We start from the raw sequence: 18,620 nt of genomic DNA on the forward strand, positions 1-18,620 counted from the left end.
CCGAAAGGAATACGGTCAGCGAAATTGATAAGTGAGACTTAGCAATTGGGGGTGCCATGGCGTCGTCTCTACATGTTCTTCTCGAAAAGATAATCAAGACCGGTGATCTCACCGTCAACAGCCCGGGCGGCAGCCGCACATTCGGCAACGGCGCGGGAAAAAAGGTGGTTCTGAACTTCACCGACGAAGCCGCCATGCAGGAGATCGCCGCCGATCCGGCGCTGAAGCTCGCTGAAATGTACATGGAAGGTCGGGCGAAGGTCGCGGAAGGCGACATCTACGATTTCCTTGCACTGGTGAAGGGCAATACGCTGAGTGAGGCGCTGTCCTTCGGCATGATCTGGCGCGGCATGGCGCGCATCATCGCCGCCCGCATCAAGATGCATCTGCCGGTCAACCACAACAAGAGCAACGTCGCCCATCATTACGATCTGAGCGCCAAGCTGTTCGATCTCTTCCTCGATGAGGACTGGCAATATTCCTGCGCCTATTTCAATCCGCCCGGCATCAGTCTCTATGAAGCGCAGGTCGCGAAAAAACGGCACATAGCCGCCAAGCTGATGACCGAGCCGGGCCAGAGCGTGTTGGAAATCGGCTCCGGCTGGGGCGGCATGGCGATGTATATTGCCGAAAGCGCCGGTGCGGATGTGACCGGCATTACGCTCAGCGAAGAACAGCTGCGCGTTTCCCGCGACCGCGCCGCCAAACGGGGCCTTGCGGCAAATGTCCGTTTCGAATTGCAGGACTATCGCTACCTGCCGGCTTCGAAAAAATACGATCGCATCGTCTCCGTCGGCATGTTCGAACATGTCGGGCCGACCCATTATCGCGATTATTTCGACAAGGTGGCGGAGGTGCTGGACGATAAGGGCGTGATGGTGCTGCATTCCATCGGCCAGCCCTATCCGGCGCTGGCGACCAACCCCTTCATCGAAAAATATATTTTCCCCGGCGGGTATATTCCCTCGCTTGCCGAGGTGCTGCCGGCCATCGAAAAATCGCGGCTGCTGGTGAAGGATATCGAAATCCTGCCCATGCATTACGCCCATACGCTTCGCCACTGGCGGGAGCGTTTCGTGGCGCGCAGGGCAGAAGCGGTAGCGCTTTATGACGAACGCTTCTTCCGCATGTGGGAATTTTATCTGGCGGGGTCGGAAATGGCCTTTACCCACGAAAACTTCCACATTTTCCAGATCCAGATCGCCAAGGATCGCGATGCCGTGCCGCATAGTCGCGACTACATTGCGCAGAACGAAGCGAAGCTGCTGGAATTCGAGAAGACGCGCACGCCGCTGGAGAAGGTGACGTTCTGACGAGGGCCCAGTGACGGTTAATGGAATGGAAAGACAATCCCTCTAATTCTACGGACACCTGTCTGTATTGCGTTTCTGGGGTTCTTTCATGTTCAAGCCATCAGCGGCAGCCGCCGCCTGTGTCCTGTCGCTTTTTGCCGTGGGCAATGCCCATGCGGAAGGCTGGTTTTCCGGCGACTGGTATCTGAAGCTCGGCGGCGCGGGTTTTACCGCACCGAAATATCAGGGCGACAACAAGAATGAATTCGGCTTTTCGCCCATCATTTCGCTCGGCCGCCAGGGCCAGGGCGCGCGTTTCACCTCGCGTAACGACAGCGCCTCGATTTCGCTTCTGGACAATGGCCCGATCAGCATGGGTCTTGCCGGAAAGCTGGTATCCCCGCGTGACGAGGGCGACTCGTCCGATCTGAAGGGCATGACCCGCATCAAGCGCGGCGGCGAGCTTGGCGGTTTCGCTGAGGCCTATCCGACCGACTGGCTGCGCGTTCGCGGCGAAGTCCGTCAGGGCATTCGCAGCCATAGCGGCGTGGTCGGAGATGTTGCCGTCGATGCCTTCACCGATATCGCCCCCGGCATCCAGATTTCTGCCGGTCCGCGCGCGACATGGGTGAGCAGCAAATACAATGAGCGTTATTACGGCGTAAGCGCCGCGCAGACGGCTGCCGGCGCGCCATCGCCCTATAGCCCGGGCGGCGGCCTGCATTCCGCCGGCATCGGCGCTGCCATCACCTGGAAAGTCACCGAAAACGCCGAAGTCGGCTCGTTTGCGGAATATCGCCGCCTGACCGGTGACGCCGCCGACAGTTCGCTAGTGCGCGAGCGCGGCTCGAAGAACCAGTTCATCATCGGCGTTCAGGCGAGCTACAAGTTCAATTTCTCGCTGCCCTGATAAATAGCCGAGATATCGTCCTGCAAAGCCCCGTGGCGAAACCGCTGCGGGGCTTTTCCGCGTGTGCGGCCGGGTGCTGAAATCCATTCCGATTTTCCTGCCGATGCTGTAGAACCATCCCATGGTTCACCACAGCGATTTGTCAGATCGCGTCTCCGACGCGCCATCCAATAATTGGGTCTATCGGATTTTGCCGAGGCCCCTCTGGCCCTATGCGCAACTGGCCCGGTGGGATCGCCCCATCGGCTGGCAATTGCTGATGTGGCCATGTTTCTGGTCCGCAGCCCTTGCGGCAAATGTCGCGATGGCGAGCGGCGGCTTTTCCTGGGCGACGCTGATCTGGCATCTGGTGCTGTTCTTCATCGGATCGGTGGCGATGCGCGGCGCGGGCTGCACCTATAATGATCTGGCCGACCACAAGATCGACATGGCCGTGGCGCGCACCCGTTCGCGGCCGCTGCCTTCCGGCCGCGTGAGCCGGTCGCAGGCCAAGCTCTTCATCGTCCTGCAGGCGCTTGCGGGGCTTGTCGTGCTCCTGCAGTTCAACAGTTTCGCAATCGCCACCGGCATATTCTCGCTGATCTTCGTGGCGATCTATCCCTTCGCCAAGCGCTTCACCAACTGGCCGCAATTTTTCCTCGGCCTTGCCTTTTCCTGGGGTGCGCCGATGGGCTGGGCGGGACAGTTCGGATCGATCGCCTGGCCGGCTGTCCTGCTTTATGTCGGCTCCATCGCCTGGACGATCGGTTATGATACAATCTACGCCCATCAGGACAAGGAAGACGACACCGCCGTGGGCATCGGTTCAACCGCCCTGCTGTTTGGCGAGAATACACATCGCTGGCTGGTTTTCCTTTATGGCACAGCCCTTGTCATGATGTTCCTGTCGTTCTGGATCGCGGGGGTTAACGTCATTGCCTATAGCGGCCTTGCCGCTGCGGCCATCATGCTGTTCCGGCAGGTCTGGGTGCTTAATATCGACGACGTCGATCAGTGCCTCGTGCTGTTCAAATCCAACAACCGCGTCGGCGTGCTGATTTTCGCAGGCCTCATCCTGCCGCTCCTGCTGGCGTAAGCCTGTGAAAACACGAAATGAAAAAGCCCGGCCGCGTCATCCGCGCCGGGCTTTTTGATTTGTCTGGCTGAAGATTATCAGCTGCGGGCGATGATTTCCTTGCCCTCGATCTTCATGCTCATGCCCAGCGAACCGGTGGAGCGGCGAACGAGGAAGCGGGGACGGCGGTCCGCGAAATAGGAATGGCGGCGGCGCGGGCGGGTATTCTGGGTGCGCACCTTGCCGAGATGTTCTTCCAGCGGACGGGCGACGCCATCGGCTTCCACCATCAGCATGGGAATACGGTAGGCCTCGGACCAGCTGCGCCAGTCGGCGGCGATATCGCAGAGATCGTGGGCGACGAGAAGCGGAACGCAGAGATCCGGATCGTCATGGTGCAGCTCCAGCGTCACCGTTACCTGTCCGTCGCCATGGTCGATGGCGCGGGCGGCAACGCCCTTGAAGGCGCGGGCTGGCAAAGCGAAGGACAGAGGCAGGCCGGAAGAGGAAAGAACCTTTCTCAGAACGGCGCCCCGTTCATCGAGGGTGACGGCGACATCGCTCGCGCCGTTGCCTTTTCCATAAGTGACCTGTTGCGGAAAACGTGCCGGGTCGAGTCTGAGAGTGGCGACGGCCCAGTCGGGCTTCAGAACGGTCTTGGTCATGTTTATTCTACCCTTGTTTTACCTGAGAGCCGGTTTCCGGTCTTCTCATCGGGACTTTTCGTCCTCTGATGTCGGGAGAATATCCGCCGCCTGTTCGAGACTGCTTAAAAATCGCGGTTAAGAAAACTTTGCATTCCCAAATGGTTAGCAAAACACACTGTGGCATGGTTTCGCTTAGGTAAAAGAGATCGGGACAATGCGGTTTTTATCCCGGCCGAAATTGTGCTCTTTCAAGCTCCGGGCAAGGCGTCTCCCGCATAGTCAGGCAAAGGCTTGCCGTGCGTCCCGATGGAGGCGCGATGGGTGGATTGAAAACCGGAGCATTCGGCGTCTGAAGCGACGCGCGGGTCTCCAAGGGGCATTCGGATGGTATCGACTTATCTCAGCTACGACCTGATCAACCGCGATATGAAGGCAAGCCTGTCGCGCGTGTCGCAGCAGGGGCTCATCGAGCGGCAGACGACATATTACAAGGAAAACATCGGCAATGTGAAAAGCGTCGATGAGTTCCTCGACAATTACCAGCTCTATTCCTATGCCATGGATGCCTTTGGTCTCGGCGAGATGACCTATGCCAAGGCCTTCATGAAAAAGGTGCTGGAAAGCGATCTGAACGACCAGAACAGCTTCGCCAACAAGCTCACCGATGAGCGGTATCGGGAATTTGCCGCAGCCTTCAACTTCACCACATCGACGAAGACCGTTCAGACGGAAGCGCAGCTCGACAAGATGATCGGGCTTTACGATACGTCGATAACCGATCTCGATGACAGCCTTGCGGAAGAGACCCGTTATTACAAGGCGATCGTCGGCACGGTGACCAATGTCGACCAGCTGCTGCGCAACGACCGCACCCGCGCCTATATCTTTCAGGTCTTCGGCATCGATGAGAAGACCTATTCCTATGCCCATATCAAGGGATTGATGACGAGCGACATCAACGATCCCGACAGCTACATCAACCAGAAATACGGCGCGGCCTATAATGACGCGGTCGAAAAACTGACGATGAAGGGCAATATCGAACTGCACGCGCAGGTCACCGCCCGGATTACCGCAATCGACACCGAACTCGCCGGCACCGGTTTGACGGCCGAGGAGCGCACGGCGCTGGAGGCGGAAAAGGTGACGCGCCAGGACCAGCTGACCCAGCTCGAGGCGGTGTTGCCGCCGCAGGATGAGTGGGAAGCGAAGCTCGCCGCCATCAAGGCCGAGCAGACGACGCTCACCAGCACCGTGACGCAATATAACAAGATGGCGCAGCTCGCCACCGCCTTCGAGTTCAAGAACGACGGCACGGTGACCGCCGGTCAAGCGCAGACGGCGGATAATCTCAAGGCCCTGACGGATGCCTATATCGGCAGCGCCCCGCGCGTGACGCCGACCGTCGCCACGCTGAACCGCGATTATTTCGAATCGAAGATCGGTTCGATCAAGACGGTAACCGAACTGACGTCGGATACCCGGCTTCTCAACTATATCAGGACGGCCTTCGACCTGAACGACCTCACAGTCGTCACGGCAACGATCCAGAATATCCTGACCAGCGATCTGAGCGATCCGAGCAACTACATCGCGACCGTTGGCAAGAATGACAAGCGTTATATTGCCTTGAGAAATGCCTTCAATTTCCAGACCGACGGAACGCTGGCAGCCGGCACGACACCACAGACGACGGCACAGACCGCGACCACCACCAGCGGTTATATGACCTATTATAACGACAAGGATGATGCCGCCGACGAGAAGGCGCTGAAGCTGTTCAAGAGCGATATAGCCAGCGTCACATCCGTCAAGGATTTCATCGACAGCAGCGCGGTCTATACCTATGCGCTGAAAGCCGTCGGCCTCGATCCGGCCAAGGTGAATTCTGCCGATATTCGCAAGGTGCTCACCAGCGATCTGCAGGATAAAAAGAGCTTCGTCTACACGCTGAAAGACGAGCGTTATGTCAAGCTGGCGGAGCTGTTCAATTTCGCCTCCGATGGCAGCGTCGGAACACCGGTTCTGGCGCAGTCGGAAATCGAGATGCAGACCATGTCGGCCGACTACATCAAGAAAAAATCGGCTTTCGGCACGGAAAAGGACAAGGAAACGGCGAAGAAGGAATCGGAATATTTCACGGCCGAGATGCAGAAGATCAAGACGCTCAAGGAATTCCTGAGCGATGATCGCCTGACGAAATTCGCGATGGAATCGCTCGGCATCGATCCCGAAAGCGTGACGAAGGAACAGCTCGAAAAGGCCTTCACCTCGAAGCTCGATGACAAGGACAGTTACGTCAACAAGGAGATGGATCCGGTCTTCCGCCGCCTCGTCACCGCCTTCAACTTCAATACCGACGGTACGCTTCTTCACGAGGATCGCAGCCTGATCCAGACGCGGCGCGGCCTTTACGAGACGCTGGACAATTATCTCACCCAGACGCTGGAAACGCAGGCGGGCGAAGAAAATGCCGGCGTGCGCCTGGCGCTCTATTTCCAGCGCATGGCGGCCGGAACGACGTCCTATTACTCGATCCTCGCCGACACGGCGCTCCAGAGCTTCATCAACACCACTTTCGGGATTCCGGACGAACTCGCCAATGCCGAGGTCGATACGCAGGTGACGATGATGAAGAAATATTTCGACATCGAGGATTTTCAGGATCCGGAAAAGGTCAAGAAGCTGGTCGCCCGTTTCACCATCATGTACGACAATCAGCAGAACACCACCGATCCGATCATGACGCTCTTCAACGGCAGCGGTTCGGTGGGCATCAGCGCCGATACGCTGCTGGCGGTTGCCACGCTGCGGGCGCGGTAACAGAGAAAGCGCGGGCGAGCGACGGGAGGATCGGCTTTAGCCGGCTTGCGGCTGATGACAAAGCCTCCCGCATACGCGACGTCATCCCCGGGATTTGTGCTATCCTCTTACCACCCCGGCAGCATGTGCCCGGCGCGCAGGCGCGGCATCTTGGGGTAGGTCTTCACATCGCTGTCCATTTCGTCGGCAACGCTCATCGGCGAAATATTGTCGAGGCAGGCGGTGATGTGGTCGGTGATGGCGTTCACCAGCGAGGGGGAGAGGCCCGGCCGTTTCATCAGGCCGATCTGCACTGGCGGCAGGGGCGGGAAGCCGTCCGCGGCGGTCAGAACCTTCATGCCGGTGCGCAGCGCCGATTCCGGCAGCACCGAGACGGCCATGCCCGCCAGTACGGCGGCGGCGACCACGGTGGAAGACCAGCTCGTGAACAGGACCTGATAGTCCCGCCCATCGGCATCGAGTGCCGAACAGGCAAGCTGGCGCCAGTGGCAATCGCGCCGCCCGACGGCGAGCGGCACGGGTGCATCGTCCTTCAGCGGATGGTTGGCGGAAGCGACCCAGCAGAGCGGTTCGGTGCGCACCACATCCGAGGAGCGCGCGCGCGGATTATGGGTGACGAGCGCGATATCCAGCTCGCCGCGCGCCATTTTTTCGGCAAGGCTGACCGAAGGTTCGCAGACGATATAAAGCTCGACATTGGGATGGGTCTTGGCGAAGCGCCCGATAATCTCCGGCATGTAGCGGTCGGCATAGTCATCGGGCGTGCCGATGCGCAGCATGCCTTCCAGCCGGTTGTCGTCGAAGGCGGCGATTGCCTCGTTATTGAGGCGGATGATGCGGCGGGCGTAATTCATCAGCTTCTCGCCCTCCGCCGTCAGGCGGTTGCCACGCCCGTCCTTGGCGAAAAGCTGCTTGCCGATCCGTTCTTCCAGCCGTCGCATCTGCATGGAAACGGCGGATTGCGTCTTGAAAACGCGGTCTGCGGCCTTGGTGAAGCTGCCCGTATCGACGATGGCGATGAAGGTATGCAGCTGATCTATGTCGAGAGGTGCGGACATGGATGGTCATCCATCAGAATGATTGATGCCTCACATTAGAAACATTCGTTGGACTGATCAATAGTCTTGCGACATTTTGACACCCAGCAAATCAATATCAACCCCGGGCCGGCGAAACGTCAGGCCCCCAACCCGAGGCAGCTTCTCGCGCGTGGTGCGCCGGGGGCGGTGCCGCATCGTGCCGTTACGAAAGGATAAGTGTCATGCGCACGGCAGAACGGAGAATGGAACTGGAACTCGCAACCTCCAGGCAGAACGATACGCTTCGTCGTGTCGCCGGCCTCTTTGCTTTCCGCGTTAAAACGTTCTTGCAGCGCATCTACAATCGTATCGTGGCCAATGGTCTCACGGAACTCGATGACCGCCTTCTGGCCGATATCGGTCTGGCGCGCTCGGATGTGAGGGATGCGCTCAATACCGGCCTGCTCGAGGATCCGACCGCCCATCTGACCCGCGCCGCACGCAACCGCGCGGTGACCCGGTTCAAGACCGTTTAAAGCATTTCCAGGAAAGGCGGGCCCCGGTTTTCCGTCCGGAAATGCGCCAAAACGTTCCAGAATGTTCGGGCAATTCCGGCAGACCTCCAGCCGCCGGAATTGCTTTCGAACGGAAAAGTTTTCCCCGCAGGGTGATTTGCCAATAGCCCTGCCTTTGCCCGGTGTCAGGCCCCTCGGCCGCGCCGGGCTTTTTTAATGGCGTCGCAATTTTAGCGGCACTGCCTCAATACTGATATTCTTCGAACACCGGCAGCACGGAGCCGCCCCAGCGACCGTTGTAAAGCGCAAGCAGGTCTTCGGCGAGCGTGGTCTTCTTGGCAAGAACTTCATCCAGCGACGACAGGAACACGGTTTCGTCCTGGCCTTCGCCGTTCAGGCGCTTGCGGTTTTTAAGGCCGGTGCGGGAAATATCCAGCACCTCGCGGGCGAGACCGAGAAGCGGCTTGCCGGCGATCTCGGCGGAAAGACCCTTGGCCGGAACGGCATCGCGAAGGGCGATGACCTCGTCGAAGCTCCAGCCGGCGGTCAGCGCATCGGCAGCTGTCAGCGCCTCGTCATCGTAAAGAAGGCCGACCCAGAAAGCGGGAAGGGCGCAGATGCGTCTCCACGGGCCGCCATCCGCACCGCGCATTTCCAGAAAGCGCTTCAGGCGCACATCCGGGAACAGGGTGGAAAGATGGTTCGTCCAGTCGCCCATAGTCGGCTGCCAGTCGGCGATTTCACCCTTCAGCGCACCGTTCATGAACTGGCGGAAAGTGACATGGGTGCAATCATGATATTTGCCGTCGCGCACGATGAAATACATCGGCACGTCGAGCGCCCATTCCACATAGTCCTTGAAGCCGAAGTCATCGCTGAAGGTGAAGGGCAGCACGCCCGAGCGGCGGTTGTCGGTGTCGCGCCAGATATCGCCGCGCCAGGAAAGAAGACCGTTCGGCTTGCCTTCGGTGAAGGGCGAGGAGGCGAAGAGCGCTGTTGCCAGCGATTGCAGCTTCATGGAAACGCGCATCTTCCGGCGCATGTCCGCTTCGGAGGAGAAATCGAGGTTAACCTGAATGGTGCAGGTGCGGTACATCATGTCGAGACCCTTGGTCCCGACCTTCGGCATATAGCGCGTCATGATCGCATAACGCGATTTCGGCATGCGCGGCGTTTCGTCATAGCTCCACAGCGGGCTGCCGCCAATGCCGAGGAAACGGATGCCCATCGGCTCGGCCACTTCGCGCAGCGTCGCCAGATGCTGGTTGGATTCCTTGCAGGTCTGGTGCAGGTTTTCGAGCGGCGCGCCCGACAGCTCGAACTGGCCGCCCGGCTCGATGGAAATGGCGCCCATGCCGTGCTGCTCGCCAAGGCCGATGATGTTTCCGCCGTCCATGATCGGCTCCCAGCCAAGCTTTTCCTGCATGCCCTTCAAAAGTGCTGAAATGCTGGCTTCGCCGAAATAGGGAACGGGACTGTTATCCTCGCGGAAAAACGCGAATTTTTCATGTTCGGTGCCGATGCGGAAATCGGCTTCAGCTTTGCAACCGCCCGCCAGATAATCTGTAAGCTCCGTGACGGAGGAGAGGGGGGTCTGGTCGGTCGTGTCGCGTGCCATGGCTTACCTTGTTATGACGTCTCTGTTGCGGCGAGGCATATGATTGGCAGATAGGGCCGGATCGTATCCGGAGGCAAATGAATTTCTTTTAAAGATGCATGAAGCGCAATGGGGCCATTCAATTCCAGTCGCCGATCGCCGCCTGAATGACCGCGAGCGCAGCGACGGCGGCCGTATCGGCCCTCAGGATACGCGGCCCCAGCGGAATGGGGGTAACAAAGGAAAGGCTGCGCAGAAGCTCCCTTTCTTCCTCGGAAAATCCGCCTTCCGGGCCGACCAGCAGGGCAAGTTTGCGCTCCGTGACGGCTTGCAGGATCGGCAGCGGATTTTGCCCCGCATCGCCTTCGTCGCAATAGATGATGCGCCGGTCGCGGGGCCAGGTCTCGAGTATATCCCTCAGTTTCACCGGCTCGGCCACCTCGGGCAGGGACAGTATGCCGCACTGCTCGGCGGCTTCGATGGCGTTGGCGCGCAGTTTTTCGGTATTGTGGATCTTGCCCTGAACATGCTGCGTCATCACCGGCTGCAACAGGCCGGCGCCCATCTCCACTGCCTTCTGCACCAGATAATCCATGCGCCCGACTTTCAGCGGCGCGAAAAGATAATGCAGGTCCGGGGCGTTCGGCTGGGGCCGTGTCTGCTCGATTGGGACGAGCACGATCTTTTTGCGGCTCGGAAAGGCAAGTTTCGCTTTCCATTCGCCATCGCGACCGTTGAACAGCAGGACTTCCGCACCGTCGGTCATGCGCAGCACATTGGCGAGATAATTGAACTGTTCGCCCGTCGCCTCCTGCGCGACGCCTTCGGCAAGGCTGGCTTCGATATACAGGCGTTGCATCCGGAAATTGGCGCGCATGGGATTCTGTTTCAGGTTCAGAGAAAGAGGGACGACATGAGCCAGTAGAGCAGCGCCGCAAGCGCTGCACTGGAAGGAACGGTGACCAGCCAGGCGGCGATGATCGTCATGAAGTGGGAGCGGCGGACGAGATAACGGCGGCGTATCTCGGAAGGATTGTCGGCATATCTTTCGGACCGGCGGGGCTTGCCGTCACCAGCCTGAACAAGCTCCTGCCGCCGCCGCGACGATTGCGTGTACCATTCGCGGAAGAAACCGACGCCGAACACCGCGCCGATTGCCGTGTGGGTGGTGCTGACCGGCAGGCCGAAGCGTGAGGCAACGAGCACGGTGAGCGCCGTGGCCACGGAAACGCAGAAGGCGCGCATCGGATTGAGCTTGGTGATCTGCTCGCCGACGAGACGGATGAGGCGCGGGCCATAAAGAAGAATACCGCAGGAAAGCCCGAAGGCGCCGACCAGCATCACCCACATCGGTGCGCGGGCGGATGTGCTCACCGCCTCGTCATGCAGGGCCCGCACGATGGCAACAACGGGCCCGATGGCATTCGAAACGTCGTTCGCCCCATGGGCGAAAGACATAAGGCCGGCGGCGAGAACCAGCGGCCACTGGAACAGGATTCGAAGCGACTGGTTGCGGTTTTCCAATCCTTCCGATTGTTTGCGGATGATCGGCACGCAGAGCCGCCAGACCACGAACCCGGTCACCAGCCCTGTGAAGCTGGCATGGCCAAGCGACACATGCATGAGCTGCCGCAATCCGACCCAGATGAGATAGGCCATAAAGACGCCCGCCATCAAACCGATGAGAACCGGAACCCACAGTCGGGCGGAGGTGAGCTTGTCCTCGCGGTAAATGATGAATTCCTTGATGAAAGCAAGGATGGCGACGGCGATGATGGCGCTGATAAAGGGTGCCAGAACCCATGCGAAGGCAATGCTGCCGAGCGAAATCCAGTCGACCGCCTTCGCCCCATAGGCGGCCATTCCCGCGCCCGCAACCCCGCCCACCACCGTATGGGTGGTGGAAATCGGCGCCTTGGTCCATGTCGAGATATTGACGAGAAGGCCGGCGGCGAGAAGCGCCGACAGCATTGCCCATGAAAAGGCGGTCCTGTCGGGAATTGTCTCGATATTGATGATGCCGCTGGAGATGGTCTCGACCACATTGCCGCCGGTGATCAGCGCGCCGGCAATCTCGCAGATGGCGGCGATGATGAGGGCGGCGGCAAGCGGCATGGCTTTGGCCCCAACCGCCGGGCCGACATTGTTCGTGACGTCATTCGCGCCGATATTGATAGCCATATAGGCGCCGATGGCGACGGCGGCGATGATGATGACCGAACCCGCGGTGCCGGTGACGAAGACGCCGGCGAAGATGGCCGCCAGGACAACGAACATGAACCCCGCGCCAAGGCCGGCAAGCTGCTGCGTGACATGCAGCGTCGCCTCTTCGACACGGGTAATCTTGTCGAGATCCTTGTCGAGCGTCGGTTTCATATTCGATGGCGGCTTGATTGCCATTCAGACCTCGTTTGCCAGCATTCCCTTTCGTCCGGCAGTGTCGCAGGTTGAAGGCAATTTTACAGAAAGACTGTTACATCTCGCACATCTTTCCAAAAGGAAAGACGATAAAAGCCATGTTGGAAAAACAAACTGCACATTGCCACGTTCGGGGCGGGCGCGCTATTTCGAATGCGTCATCCGCTTGTCGAAAGCGAGCATCAGCGCTTTCAATTCCGGCTCGTTGACGCGTTTTCCCGCTTCCTGGGGACTGACCCATTCCAGACGTCTGGATTGCTTTTCGGGAAAGCTTTCCTGCATCTCCGAAACTTCGAGCAGATGCACCTGAACCCTGCATGGTACGTTGACGCCGCTGTTCAGCTTTTTCTCATATTCGTAATAACCGAAGGGCGCCTTTTCCACCGTGCCTTTGACACCGGCTTCCTCATAAGCTTCCTGCTCGGCCACCGCATGGGCCTTCTTGTTGGCCATGGGCCAGCCCTTGGGAATGACCTAGCGCCCCGTATCCCGGCTGGTCAGCAGCAACACTTCCGGCTCCGGATGCTTCTTGGACAATCGATAGCACAGCGCTGCATATTGCTGTCGCGGCGGTCTGCGCAACATCAAGCCAACATCTGTCGCCAATCGATTCAAAATCTTCAATCCGGATTGATCCTTTTTTGCTGGGTAGTGGTAATTGCTAATATAGATGTGCCGTAAGTTCCGCCAATCCCCTTTCGCCCATAACCCACTACTGTCTTCACGCTGATGAAGCCTGCGGGCAAAGGTGGGCATGGTAGATATGCGAACAAAGCTGCGACCGGGTGGTTCCCCGGCCGGACAGCCGATGCGGTAATACCCTCTCCGCCCGCCTTCAAGCATACGGATTGCAAAGCCGCTATGAATTGTAGCCGGGGCTGTTTTTAGTCCGGGGTTAATCCCCAGTGCCGGAGGCCTTCGACCACACCGTCAGCCTCCTTCGCAGCCGAGTGAAAGAAGCGCGTATCATGAGATGTCAGCGAGACGAGCTCCGGCAGGGCATTGCCCACGATCACGCCGCGAATATTCTTTAGCTCAAACATCGCCCTATCATTGCCAGTATCGCCTGCAACCACTGATTCGTCGAGGCCGATCTGTAGTTGTCCACATAGCCATGTCAGCGCGGCACCCTTATCGGCGGCTTTCGGCAAGACGTCGAGGTCGCGGTCGCTGGAATAGACGATACGGGCATCGATATCGGCCGCCACAAGCGCGGCCTCAATCTCTTCGAGCGCGGCGTCATCGGCGTCATGCAGGAACCAGCTCGATTTCAGGCCGTGCTGGTAACGCTCTTCCTGCATCGTCACACCGGGAATTCCGGCCATGACCTCGGCAATCTTCTGGGGGTCGAAACCGGTGCCGAGGGACTGTGTATAGGCGTTTGCCAACTCGCCTCGCTCTTTCGCGTGCAGCATGGTGCCGACCCCGCCGATGATGTAGTCGGGCTGCGGCAGCGGCACCTCTTCGATGAGCGCAATCTGGTCGTCGATCAGTCTGCCGCTGTTGAAAACCAGAAGAGGACGTTGACCCTCCGGCAACGAATGCCAGAAATCGCGGAACCGGCGCGTGGCGTTGTTATCGCCGACGACGGTTCCGTCGAGATCGGTGGAAAAAAGGCGAAGCGGTTTCAATCGCCGTCGTTCCATGGTTCGGCCCAATCGGCTTCTTCCAGAACCGGCATCATGGTCCTGCCTTCCACAAGGGCGAGAAGCTGCTGGGCAATGCCGGTCCATGTGAACAGGCTGCGCGCCTTGTGCGCCCCCATGCGGGAAAGCCGCCCGTAAAGCCGCTCATGCTTGAATGGCTTCATCATGGTGATGCCGAGGTCTTCCTTGTCGAAAGGATCGGCAAACAGCGCATGGCGGCCATAACTGACTGCCCGGAACAACCCGCCATGAATGGTAACGACGGTTGGTGTGCCGCTCGCCATCGCTTCGATCGCGGTCATGCCGAAAGGTTCGTAACGGCTGGAAAGCACGAAGAGATCGGCCGCGCGATAGATGTCCGGCAGGTCTTCATCCGCGACATAACCGGAAAAAGCCACCTTATCCTCTAGGCCGAGCGCTTTCACCCGCTCCTTCAACTGGTTGAGGATCGTGGTTTCCTGCTCGTCCATATTCTCGCCGCCGACCGCCAGATGCAGCCGGGCTTCCGGTTCGCGCTCGGCAAGCACGGAAAAACCGTCGATCAGCAGGTCATAACCCTTGTTGGTCGCAAGGCGTCCAAGCGCCAGCACCGTCTTGCCCTCGAAACCGAAACGCTGCCGGATCATCTGCCGCGTCGCATCGGAAACAGGGAAGAAACGGTTGTCGTCATAACCTGGCGGGATCATGTGGATGTGCTTGCGCTTCAGACCGTAATCCTCGATCAGCACGTCGAGCTGCACCGGCGTCGTGGCGATCACCATATCGCAGCTGCGATAGATGATCAGCTCGTGCTGGATACGTTCCCTGAAGTTGAATTCCAGTTCGAACGTATCGGCCTTTTCCGGATAGTCGGTTTCCATCTGGCGCTTTTTCCAGATGCCGAGCGAATGCGGCGTGTGCAAATGTGGGATTTTCAGCGCTTCGGAAAGCCGCTGGCCGGCGACGCCCGCATCCCAATAATGGCTGTTGATGAACGAATAATTCAGGTCGTTTTTCTTGATGAAGCGCAGTGCATTTTCGCACCACTCCATCAGGTGACGGTGCAGATATTCCTTGGGAATGAAATCGCGCCCGCCGCAGGGAATGCGCACCACGCGGACGCGCTCATCGACCTCATCGAATTCCGGCTGGTCTTCGAAGCGGCGGGTGTAAAGATCGACAGTATAACCGAGCTGGCCGAGTTTGCGTGCAAGCTCAAGCACATAAACCACCTGTCCACCGGTGTCCGCAGCGCCCAGCGGCGGGTGCGCGGCGACATAGCCATGCGTCGATATGAGAGCTATCCGCGGATAGCGTTCAGTTTCGCTCGTGGTCGTCATGGGTCCCATCTTGGTAAATTTTTCCAATTAACCCGATAAAAAGACCAAAGCGCACAAAAGGTTCCATCAAAATCTGAAAAAACCGGGTGCCGCATTTCGCCGGATGGCGTTTTCAGGGGCTTCGCTGCTGCTGCCTCAGGCGCGAAATCCGGTCCCATTCCCGCGCCTGATGCGCCTTGGATGTCGTCTCCACGATGAAGTCGATATGGGCCTCCGCCGCCGCCCTTGCCGCAGCCACATCGCCGGCGGCAATCGCATCGTGGATGGCGATATGTTGCCTCAGCACCTCGTCATGGGCGCCCGCGACAGTGAAGATGAGATGGCGATTGTAGAAGATGTCGTCGCTTAGAAGCCGGTAGCAGGAGCGCAACGTGTGCATCAGCACGATATTATGCGCCGCCTCGCCGATGGCGTTGTGAAATTCCACATCGCCCGCAAGCTCTTCTTCGAAACGGCCCGCCTCATGCGCTTCCCGCATTCTGTCCACGATGGCGGCGAGGTTGCGCCTGTCCGGCTCGGTCGCGCGCTGTGCGGCAAGTTCGGCGGTCATGCCTTCGATATAGCGGCGATATTCGAGGAAATCGCGCGTCGCCCGGCTGTGGCGGGTAATCAGCGCGCTCAAGGGGTCTGAAAAGACCGGGCCGACAATATCGGCAACATAGGTGCCGCCGCCATGCCGGCTGGTAAGGAGGCCACGGGTCTCAAGCTCCTTCAGCGCTTCCCGCAGGATCGGCCGCGAGACATCGAGGCGTTGCGCCAGTTCGCGCTCGCCGGGCAGCCTGTCGCCATCGCGCAATATGCCGTCGAGGATCAGTTCCTCGAAACGTAGGATCACCTCCTGCGATGTGCGGCTGTGCTCGATGCGCGCAAAAAGCGTTTCGTCCATCGCAGAAGTCTCCGGCGAAATCCCGCCCCGTATTTCGATGGCGGGCAAATTATCAGCGAAGCATCGCACTGGTCAAATATTCTATCCAGTTCTACGCCTCGTCCGTGCCATGCCTGCGGCAACACGGCATCTGCCTTTTCGAATTGGCTTTTGTTAAAGCAGCGGCAGGGCAAGGATGACGATAGCGGATTTTTCCCCCAGGTGGATCAAAACAATGACAGCGGCTTCGATTGCGATGTTTTCATCGCGATCAATGTTTTAATAAAACCGGCGCAACAGGCGGGGACGATATCGCAATGGCCAAGGGTAGATTTGCTTTCGCAAGCGCGCCGGAAAGATCGCTGGCGCTCGGGGAGGTTCATGCGCGACCGACGGTGCTTCTCGCACCCTCGCGCATCATCGTCCAGCTTGCCTTCATGATGGATGGTGGTTCGGCCGTGCATCACTCGGTCATCGCGGAAATGTCGCGCAGCCGCGGTGTTGCGCCACCGGAGCGCGATGCCCGCCACCATGCCATGCCCTGGGGGCAGGGGACCTTGCGCTGGGAGCGGCATACCGAATTTTCGACCTGGTTCTGGGATGGCCCCGCGCCGGAAAAATTCGGCGGCGAGATTGCCGGCGATCCCTTCGGCGACGGCTTTTCGCCGCCCGGCTCGCTGATCTCGGGCGTGCGGCTGGAAATCCGCCCGGAAAATGGCGTGGCGTCTCAGGCGGAGACGATCTTCGAGCCGACCAGCCTCTGTCACAGCGACGTGCGCGACGGTCAGGCGGCGATCCTCACCGATTTCCGGCAGGATCGCGACGGGCTGACACAGATATTGGTGATCGACCGGGGCTTGAGCGATTACAGCCGCGGCGCGCTGGTGCAGCGGCTTCTCGATATCGAGACCTATCGCACCCTTGCCATGCTGGGCCTGCCGATGGCGCAGACGCTCTCGCCGGAAATCCGCCGTATCGAAGATGGCCTGACGGGTATCACCCAGCGCATGAAAAACGGCGCGCGCGACGAGGCCGATGCGCTGCTGGCGGAAATGACCCGGCTTGCGGCCGAACTGGAAGCCAATGCCGCGCTCAGCCTCTATCGTTTCGGCGCCAGCCGCGCCTATGACGGCATCGTGCGCGAACGTATCCGGGCGCTTGCGGAAACCCCGGTGCGGGGCCATGAGACCATGGGCAGCTTTCTGGAACGGCGCATGGCGCCCGCCATGCGCACCTGCCAGTCGGTGGAGGAGCGGCAGGCCAACCTGTCGCGCAAGCTCTATCGCGCCACGGCGCTCGTCCGAAGCTGGATCGATGTGGAACTGGAGCGGCAGAATACGGTGTTGCTCAACACCATGAACAAGCGCGCCGCCATGCAGCTTCGCCTGCAGCAGACGGTCGAAGGCCTCTCGGTCGCCGCCATCTCCTATTATGTCGTCGGTCTGATCGGTTATCTCACCAAGGCGATCAGCCACGATGTGCTGCCGCTCGACCCCGCCGTCGTCACCGGCATCTCCGTTCCCTTCGCGGTTCTCGGCGTCTGGTGGGTGGTGCGCCGCATCCGCCGCTCCCATGCCGAGGGCGGGCACTGAGGGGTAATGTCCCTCAACCCTGCTCCCAATAGGGTGAAGGCCCATAAAGCCCGGCGAGATAATCGATGAACAGCCGAACCTTCGCAGGCAGGAACTGCCGGCTCGGATAAACCGCCGAGAGCGTGACGTTTCGCGATCCCTCATAACCCGGCAGAACCTGCACCAGCTTGCCGCTGCGCAATTCATGGCCGATATCCCAGGTGGAGCGCAGCGCAATGCCGAGCCCTGATATCACCGCCTCGCGGATCACCTCGCTGGAATTGGTGATGAGCATCCCCTCCGGGCGAATGCTCATCGCGCCGCCCGGTCCCTCCAGCCGCCAGACATCGTTATTATGAGCCGGCAGGCAGCGGTGCTTTTTCAGATCCTCGATTGTCGCCGGCATACCATGGGCAGCAACGTATTCCGCCGAAGCGCAAAGTACGCGGCGCACTGGCGCCAGCCTGCGGGCCACGAGGCTGGAGGAATTCAGATCGGCGATACGGATGGCCAGATCGTAACCACCCTCGATGATGTCGATGAATTCGTCGCTCAGCACCAGATTGACCGAAAGATCAGGATGCCGCTCCATGAAACCCTTCAGATGCGGCGCGATATGCATGCGCCCGAAGGAGGTCGGCGCGGAAACCTTCAGCGTGCCGTTGACCGTATTGGCGCGGCCGGAGACGAAATCCTCGGCCTCCTCCAGCCCTTCCAGCACGGCAAGCACCCGCTCGTAAAAGCCCTGTCCCGCTTCGGTCAGCGAGATTTGCCGTGTGGTGCGCTGGAAAAGTCGCGCGCCGAGCTTTTCTTCCAGCCGCTTGATGCGCTTGGAAATGACGGCGGGCGAATAACCAAGCTCCCTTGCGGCCAGCGACATGCTGCCGGAAGCGGCAACGCTTGCGAAGACTTCCAGATCGCCCAGATTCGTCATAGTTGCCCTC

At 59.5% G+C, this 18,620-nt stretch carries 15 protein-coding genes and 1 pseudogene; 6 read left to right on the forward strand and 10 right to left on the reverse strand.

What is annotated here, in order from left to right:
- The first annotated feature begins 56 nt into the window (after positions 1–56).
- The 3 genes from AGR7B_RS02950 to ubiA all read left to right on the forward strand — a co-directional run bounded on the left by AGR7B_RS02950 (position 57) and on the right by ubiA (position 3,277).
- Positions 57–1,313 carry a cyclopropane fatty acid synthase gene (locus AGR7B_RS02950; RefSeq protein ID WP_065654397.1) on the forward strand — a complete coding sequence of 419 codons (1,257 nt, stop codon included), beginning with the start codon at positions 57–59 and terminating at the stop codon, positions 1,311–1,313.
- Positions 1,314–1,401: 88 nt separating this feature from the next.
- Complete coding sequence (locus AGR7B_RS02955) at positions 1,402–2,202, forward strand: MipA/OmpV family protein (RefSeq protein WP_031234593.1); 801 nt, start codon at positions 1,402–1,404, stop codon at positions 2,200–2,202.
- Between the two features lie 121 nt (positions 2,203–2,323).
- Entirely contained in the window at positions 2,324–3,277 is a 954-nt protein-coding gene (ubiA, locus tag AGR7B_RS02960; protein ID WP_059760697.1) for a 4-hydroxybenzoate octaprenyltransferase, read from the forward strand.
- A 77-nt stretch (positions 3,278–3,354) separates the two neighbouring features.
- On the opposite strand, the gene AGR7B_RS02965 is transcribed toward ubiA, so the two are convergent.
- A complete protein-coding gene (locus AGR7B_RS02965; protein ID WP_080855983.1) occupies positions 3,355–3,921 on the reverse strand; it encodes a DUF6101 family protein in 567 nt (188 codons plus the stop codon).
- 366 nt (positions 3,922–4,287) lie between these two features.
- Here AGR7B_RS02965 and AGR7B_RS02970 point away from each other — a divergent pair, with 366 nt between their 5' ends.
- Complete coding sequence (locus AGR7B_RS02970) at positions 4,288–6,726, forward strand: DUF1217 domain-containing protein (RefSeq protein WP_065654395.1); 2,439 nt, start codon at positions 4,288–4,290, stop codon at positions 6,724–6,726.
- Between the two features lie 107 nt (positions 6,727–6,833).
- On the opposite strand, the gene AGR7B_RS02975 is transcribed toward AGR7B_RS02970, so the two are convergent.
- The gene (locus AGR7B_RS02975; RefSeq protein ID WP_004432791.1) at positions 6,834–7,784 is read right to left on the reverse strand and encodes a LysR substrate-binding domain-containing protein; all 951 of its coding nucleotides are present in this window, start codon (positions 7,782–7,784) and stop codon (positions 6,834–6,836) included.
- Between the two features lie 203 nt (positions 7,785–7,987).
- Between AGR7B_RS02975 and AGR7B_RS02980 the strand changes: the two genes are divergently transcribed.
- On the forward strand, positions 7,988–8,281 hold the full coding sequence (locus AGR7B_RS02980; protein ID WP_004432794.1) for a YjiS-like domain-containing protein: 294 nt from the start codon (positions 7,988–7,990) through the stop codon (positions 8,279–8,281).
- A gap of 223 nt (positions 8,282–8,504) precedes the next feature.
- Here AGR7B_RS02980 and AGR7B_RS02985 read toward each other — a convergent pair whose 3' ends face one another.
- The 7 genes and pseudogenes from AGR7B_RS02985 to AGR7B_RS03015 form a co-directional block, all read right to left on the reverse strand.
- Positions 8,505–9,878 carry a glutamate--cysteine ligase gene (locus AGR7B_RS02985; RefSeq protein WP_004432797.1) on the reverse strand — a complete coding sequence of 458 codons (1,374 nt, stop codon included), beginning with the start codon at positions 9,876–9,878 and terminating at the stop codon, positions 8,505–8,507.
- A 118-nt stretch (positions 9,879–9,996) separates the two neighbouring features.
- Complete coding sequence (locus tag AGR7B_RS02990) at positions 9,997–10,734, reverse strand: 16S rRNA (uracil(1498)-N(3))-methyltransferase (RefSeq protein WP_162934030.1); 738 nt, start codon at positions 10,732–10,734, stop codon at positions 9,997–9,999.
- A gap of 17 nt (positions 10,735–10,751) precedes the next feature.
- Positions 10,752–12,257 carry an inorganic phosphate transporter gene (locus AGR7B_RS02995; RefSeq protein ID WP_080855984.1) on the reverse strand — a complete coding sequence of 502 codons (1,506 nt, stop codon included), beginning with the start codon at positions 12,255–12,257 and terminating at the stop codon, positions 10,752–10,754.
- 162 nt (positions 12,258–12,419) lie between these two features.
- A pseudogene (locus AGR7B_RS03000) lies at positions 12,420–12,860 on the reverse strand (NUDIX hydrolase).
- A 299-nt stretch (positions 12,861–13,159) separates the two neighbouring features.
- Positions 13,160–13,906, reverse strand: a complete 747-nt coding sequence (locus AGR7B_RS03005; RefSeq protein WP_080855985.1) for an HAD family hydrolase — start codon at positions 13,904–13,906, stop codon at positions 13,160–13,162.
- Positions 13,903–15,249 carry a glycosyltransferase family 4 protein gene (locus tag AGR7B_RS03010; protein WP_161987672.1) on the reverse strand — a complete coding sequence of 449 codons (1,347 nt, stop codon included), beginning with the start codon at positions 15,247–15,249 and terminating at the stop codon, positions 13,903–13,905. The genes AGR7B_RS03005 and AGR7B_RS03010 overlap by 4 nt, the downstream gene beginning before the upstream one ends.
- 103 nt (positions 15,250–15,352) lie before the next feature.
- Positions 15,353–16,126 carry a FadR/GntR family transcriptional regulator gene (locus AGR7B_RS03015; protein WP_080855986.1) on the reverse strand — a complete coding sequence of 258 codons (774 nt, stop codon included), beginning with the start codon at positions 16,124–16,126 and terminating at the stop codon, positions 15,353–15,355.
- Between the two features lie 296 nt (positions 16,127–16,422).
- Between AGR7B_RS03015 and AGR7B_RS03020 the strand changes: the two genes are divergently transcribed.
- Entirely contained in the window at positions 16,423–17,697 is a 1,275-nt protein-coding gene (locus tag AGR7B_RS03020; protein ID WP_080855987.1) for a DUF3422 family protein, read from the forward strand.
- A gap of 13 nt (positions 17,698–17,710) precedes the next feature.
- Here AGR7B_RS03020 and AGR7B_RS03025 read toward each other — a convergent pair whose 3' ends face one another.
- Positions 17,711–18,610, reverse strand: a complete 900-nt coding sequence (locus AGR7B_RS03025; protein WP_020812657.1) for a LysR family transcriptional regulator — start codon at positions 18,608–18,610, stop codon at positions 17,711–17,713.
- Between the last annotated feature and the right edge of the window lie 10 nt (positions 18,611–18,620).

The sequence above is a fragment of the Agrobacterium deltaense RV3 genome (genome assembly GCF_900013505.1).
GTDB classification, from domain to species: Bacteria; Pseudomonadota; Alphaproteobacteria; order Rhizobiales; family Rhizobiaceae; genus Agrobacterium; species Agrobacterium leguminum.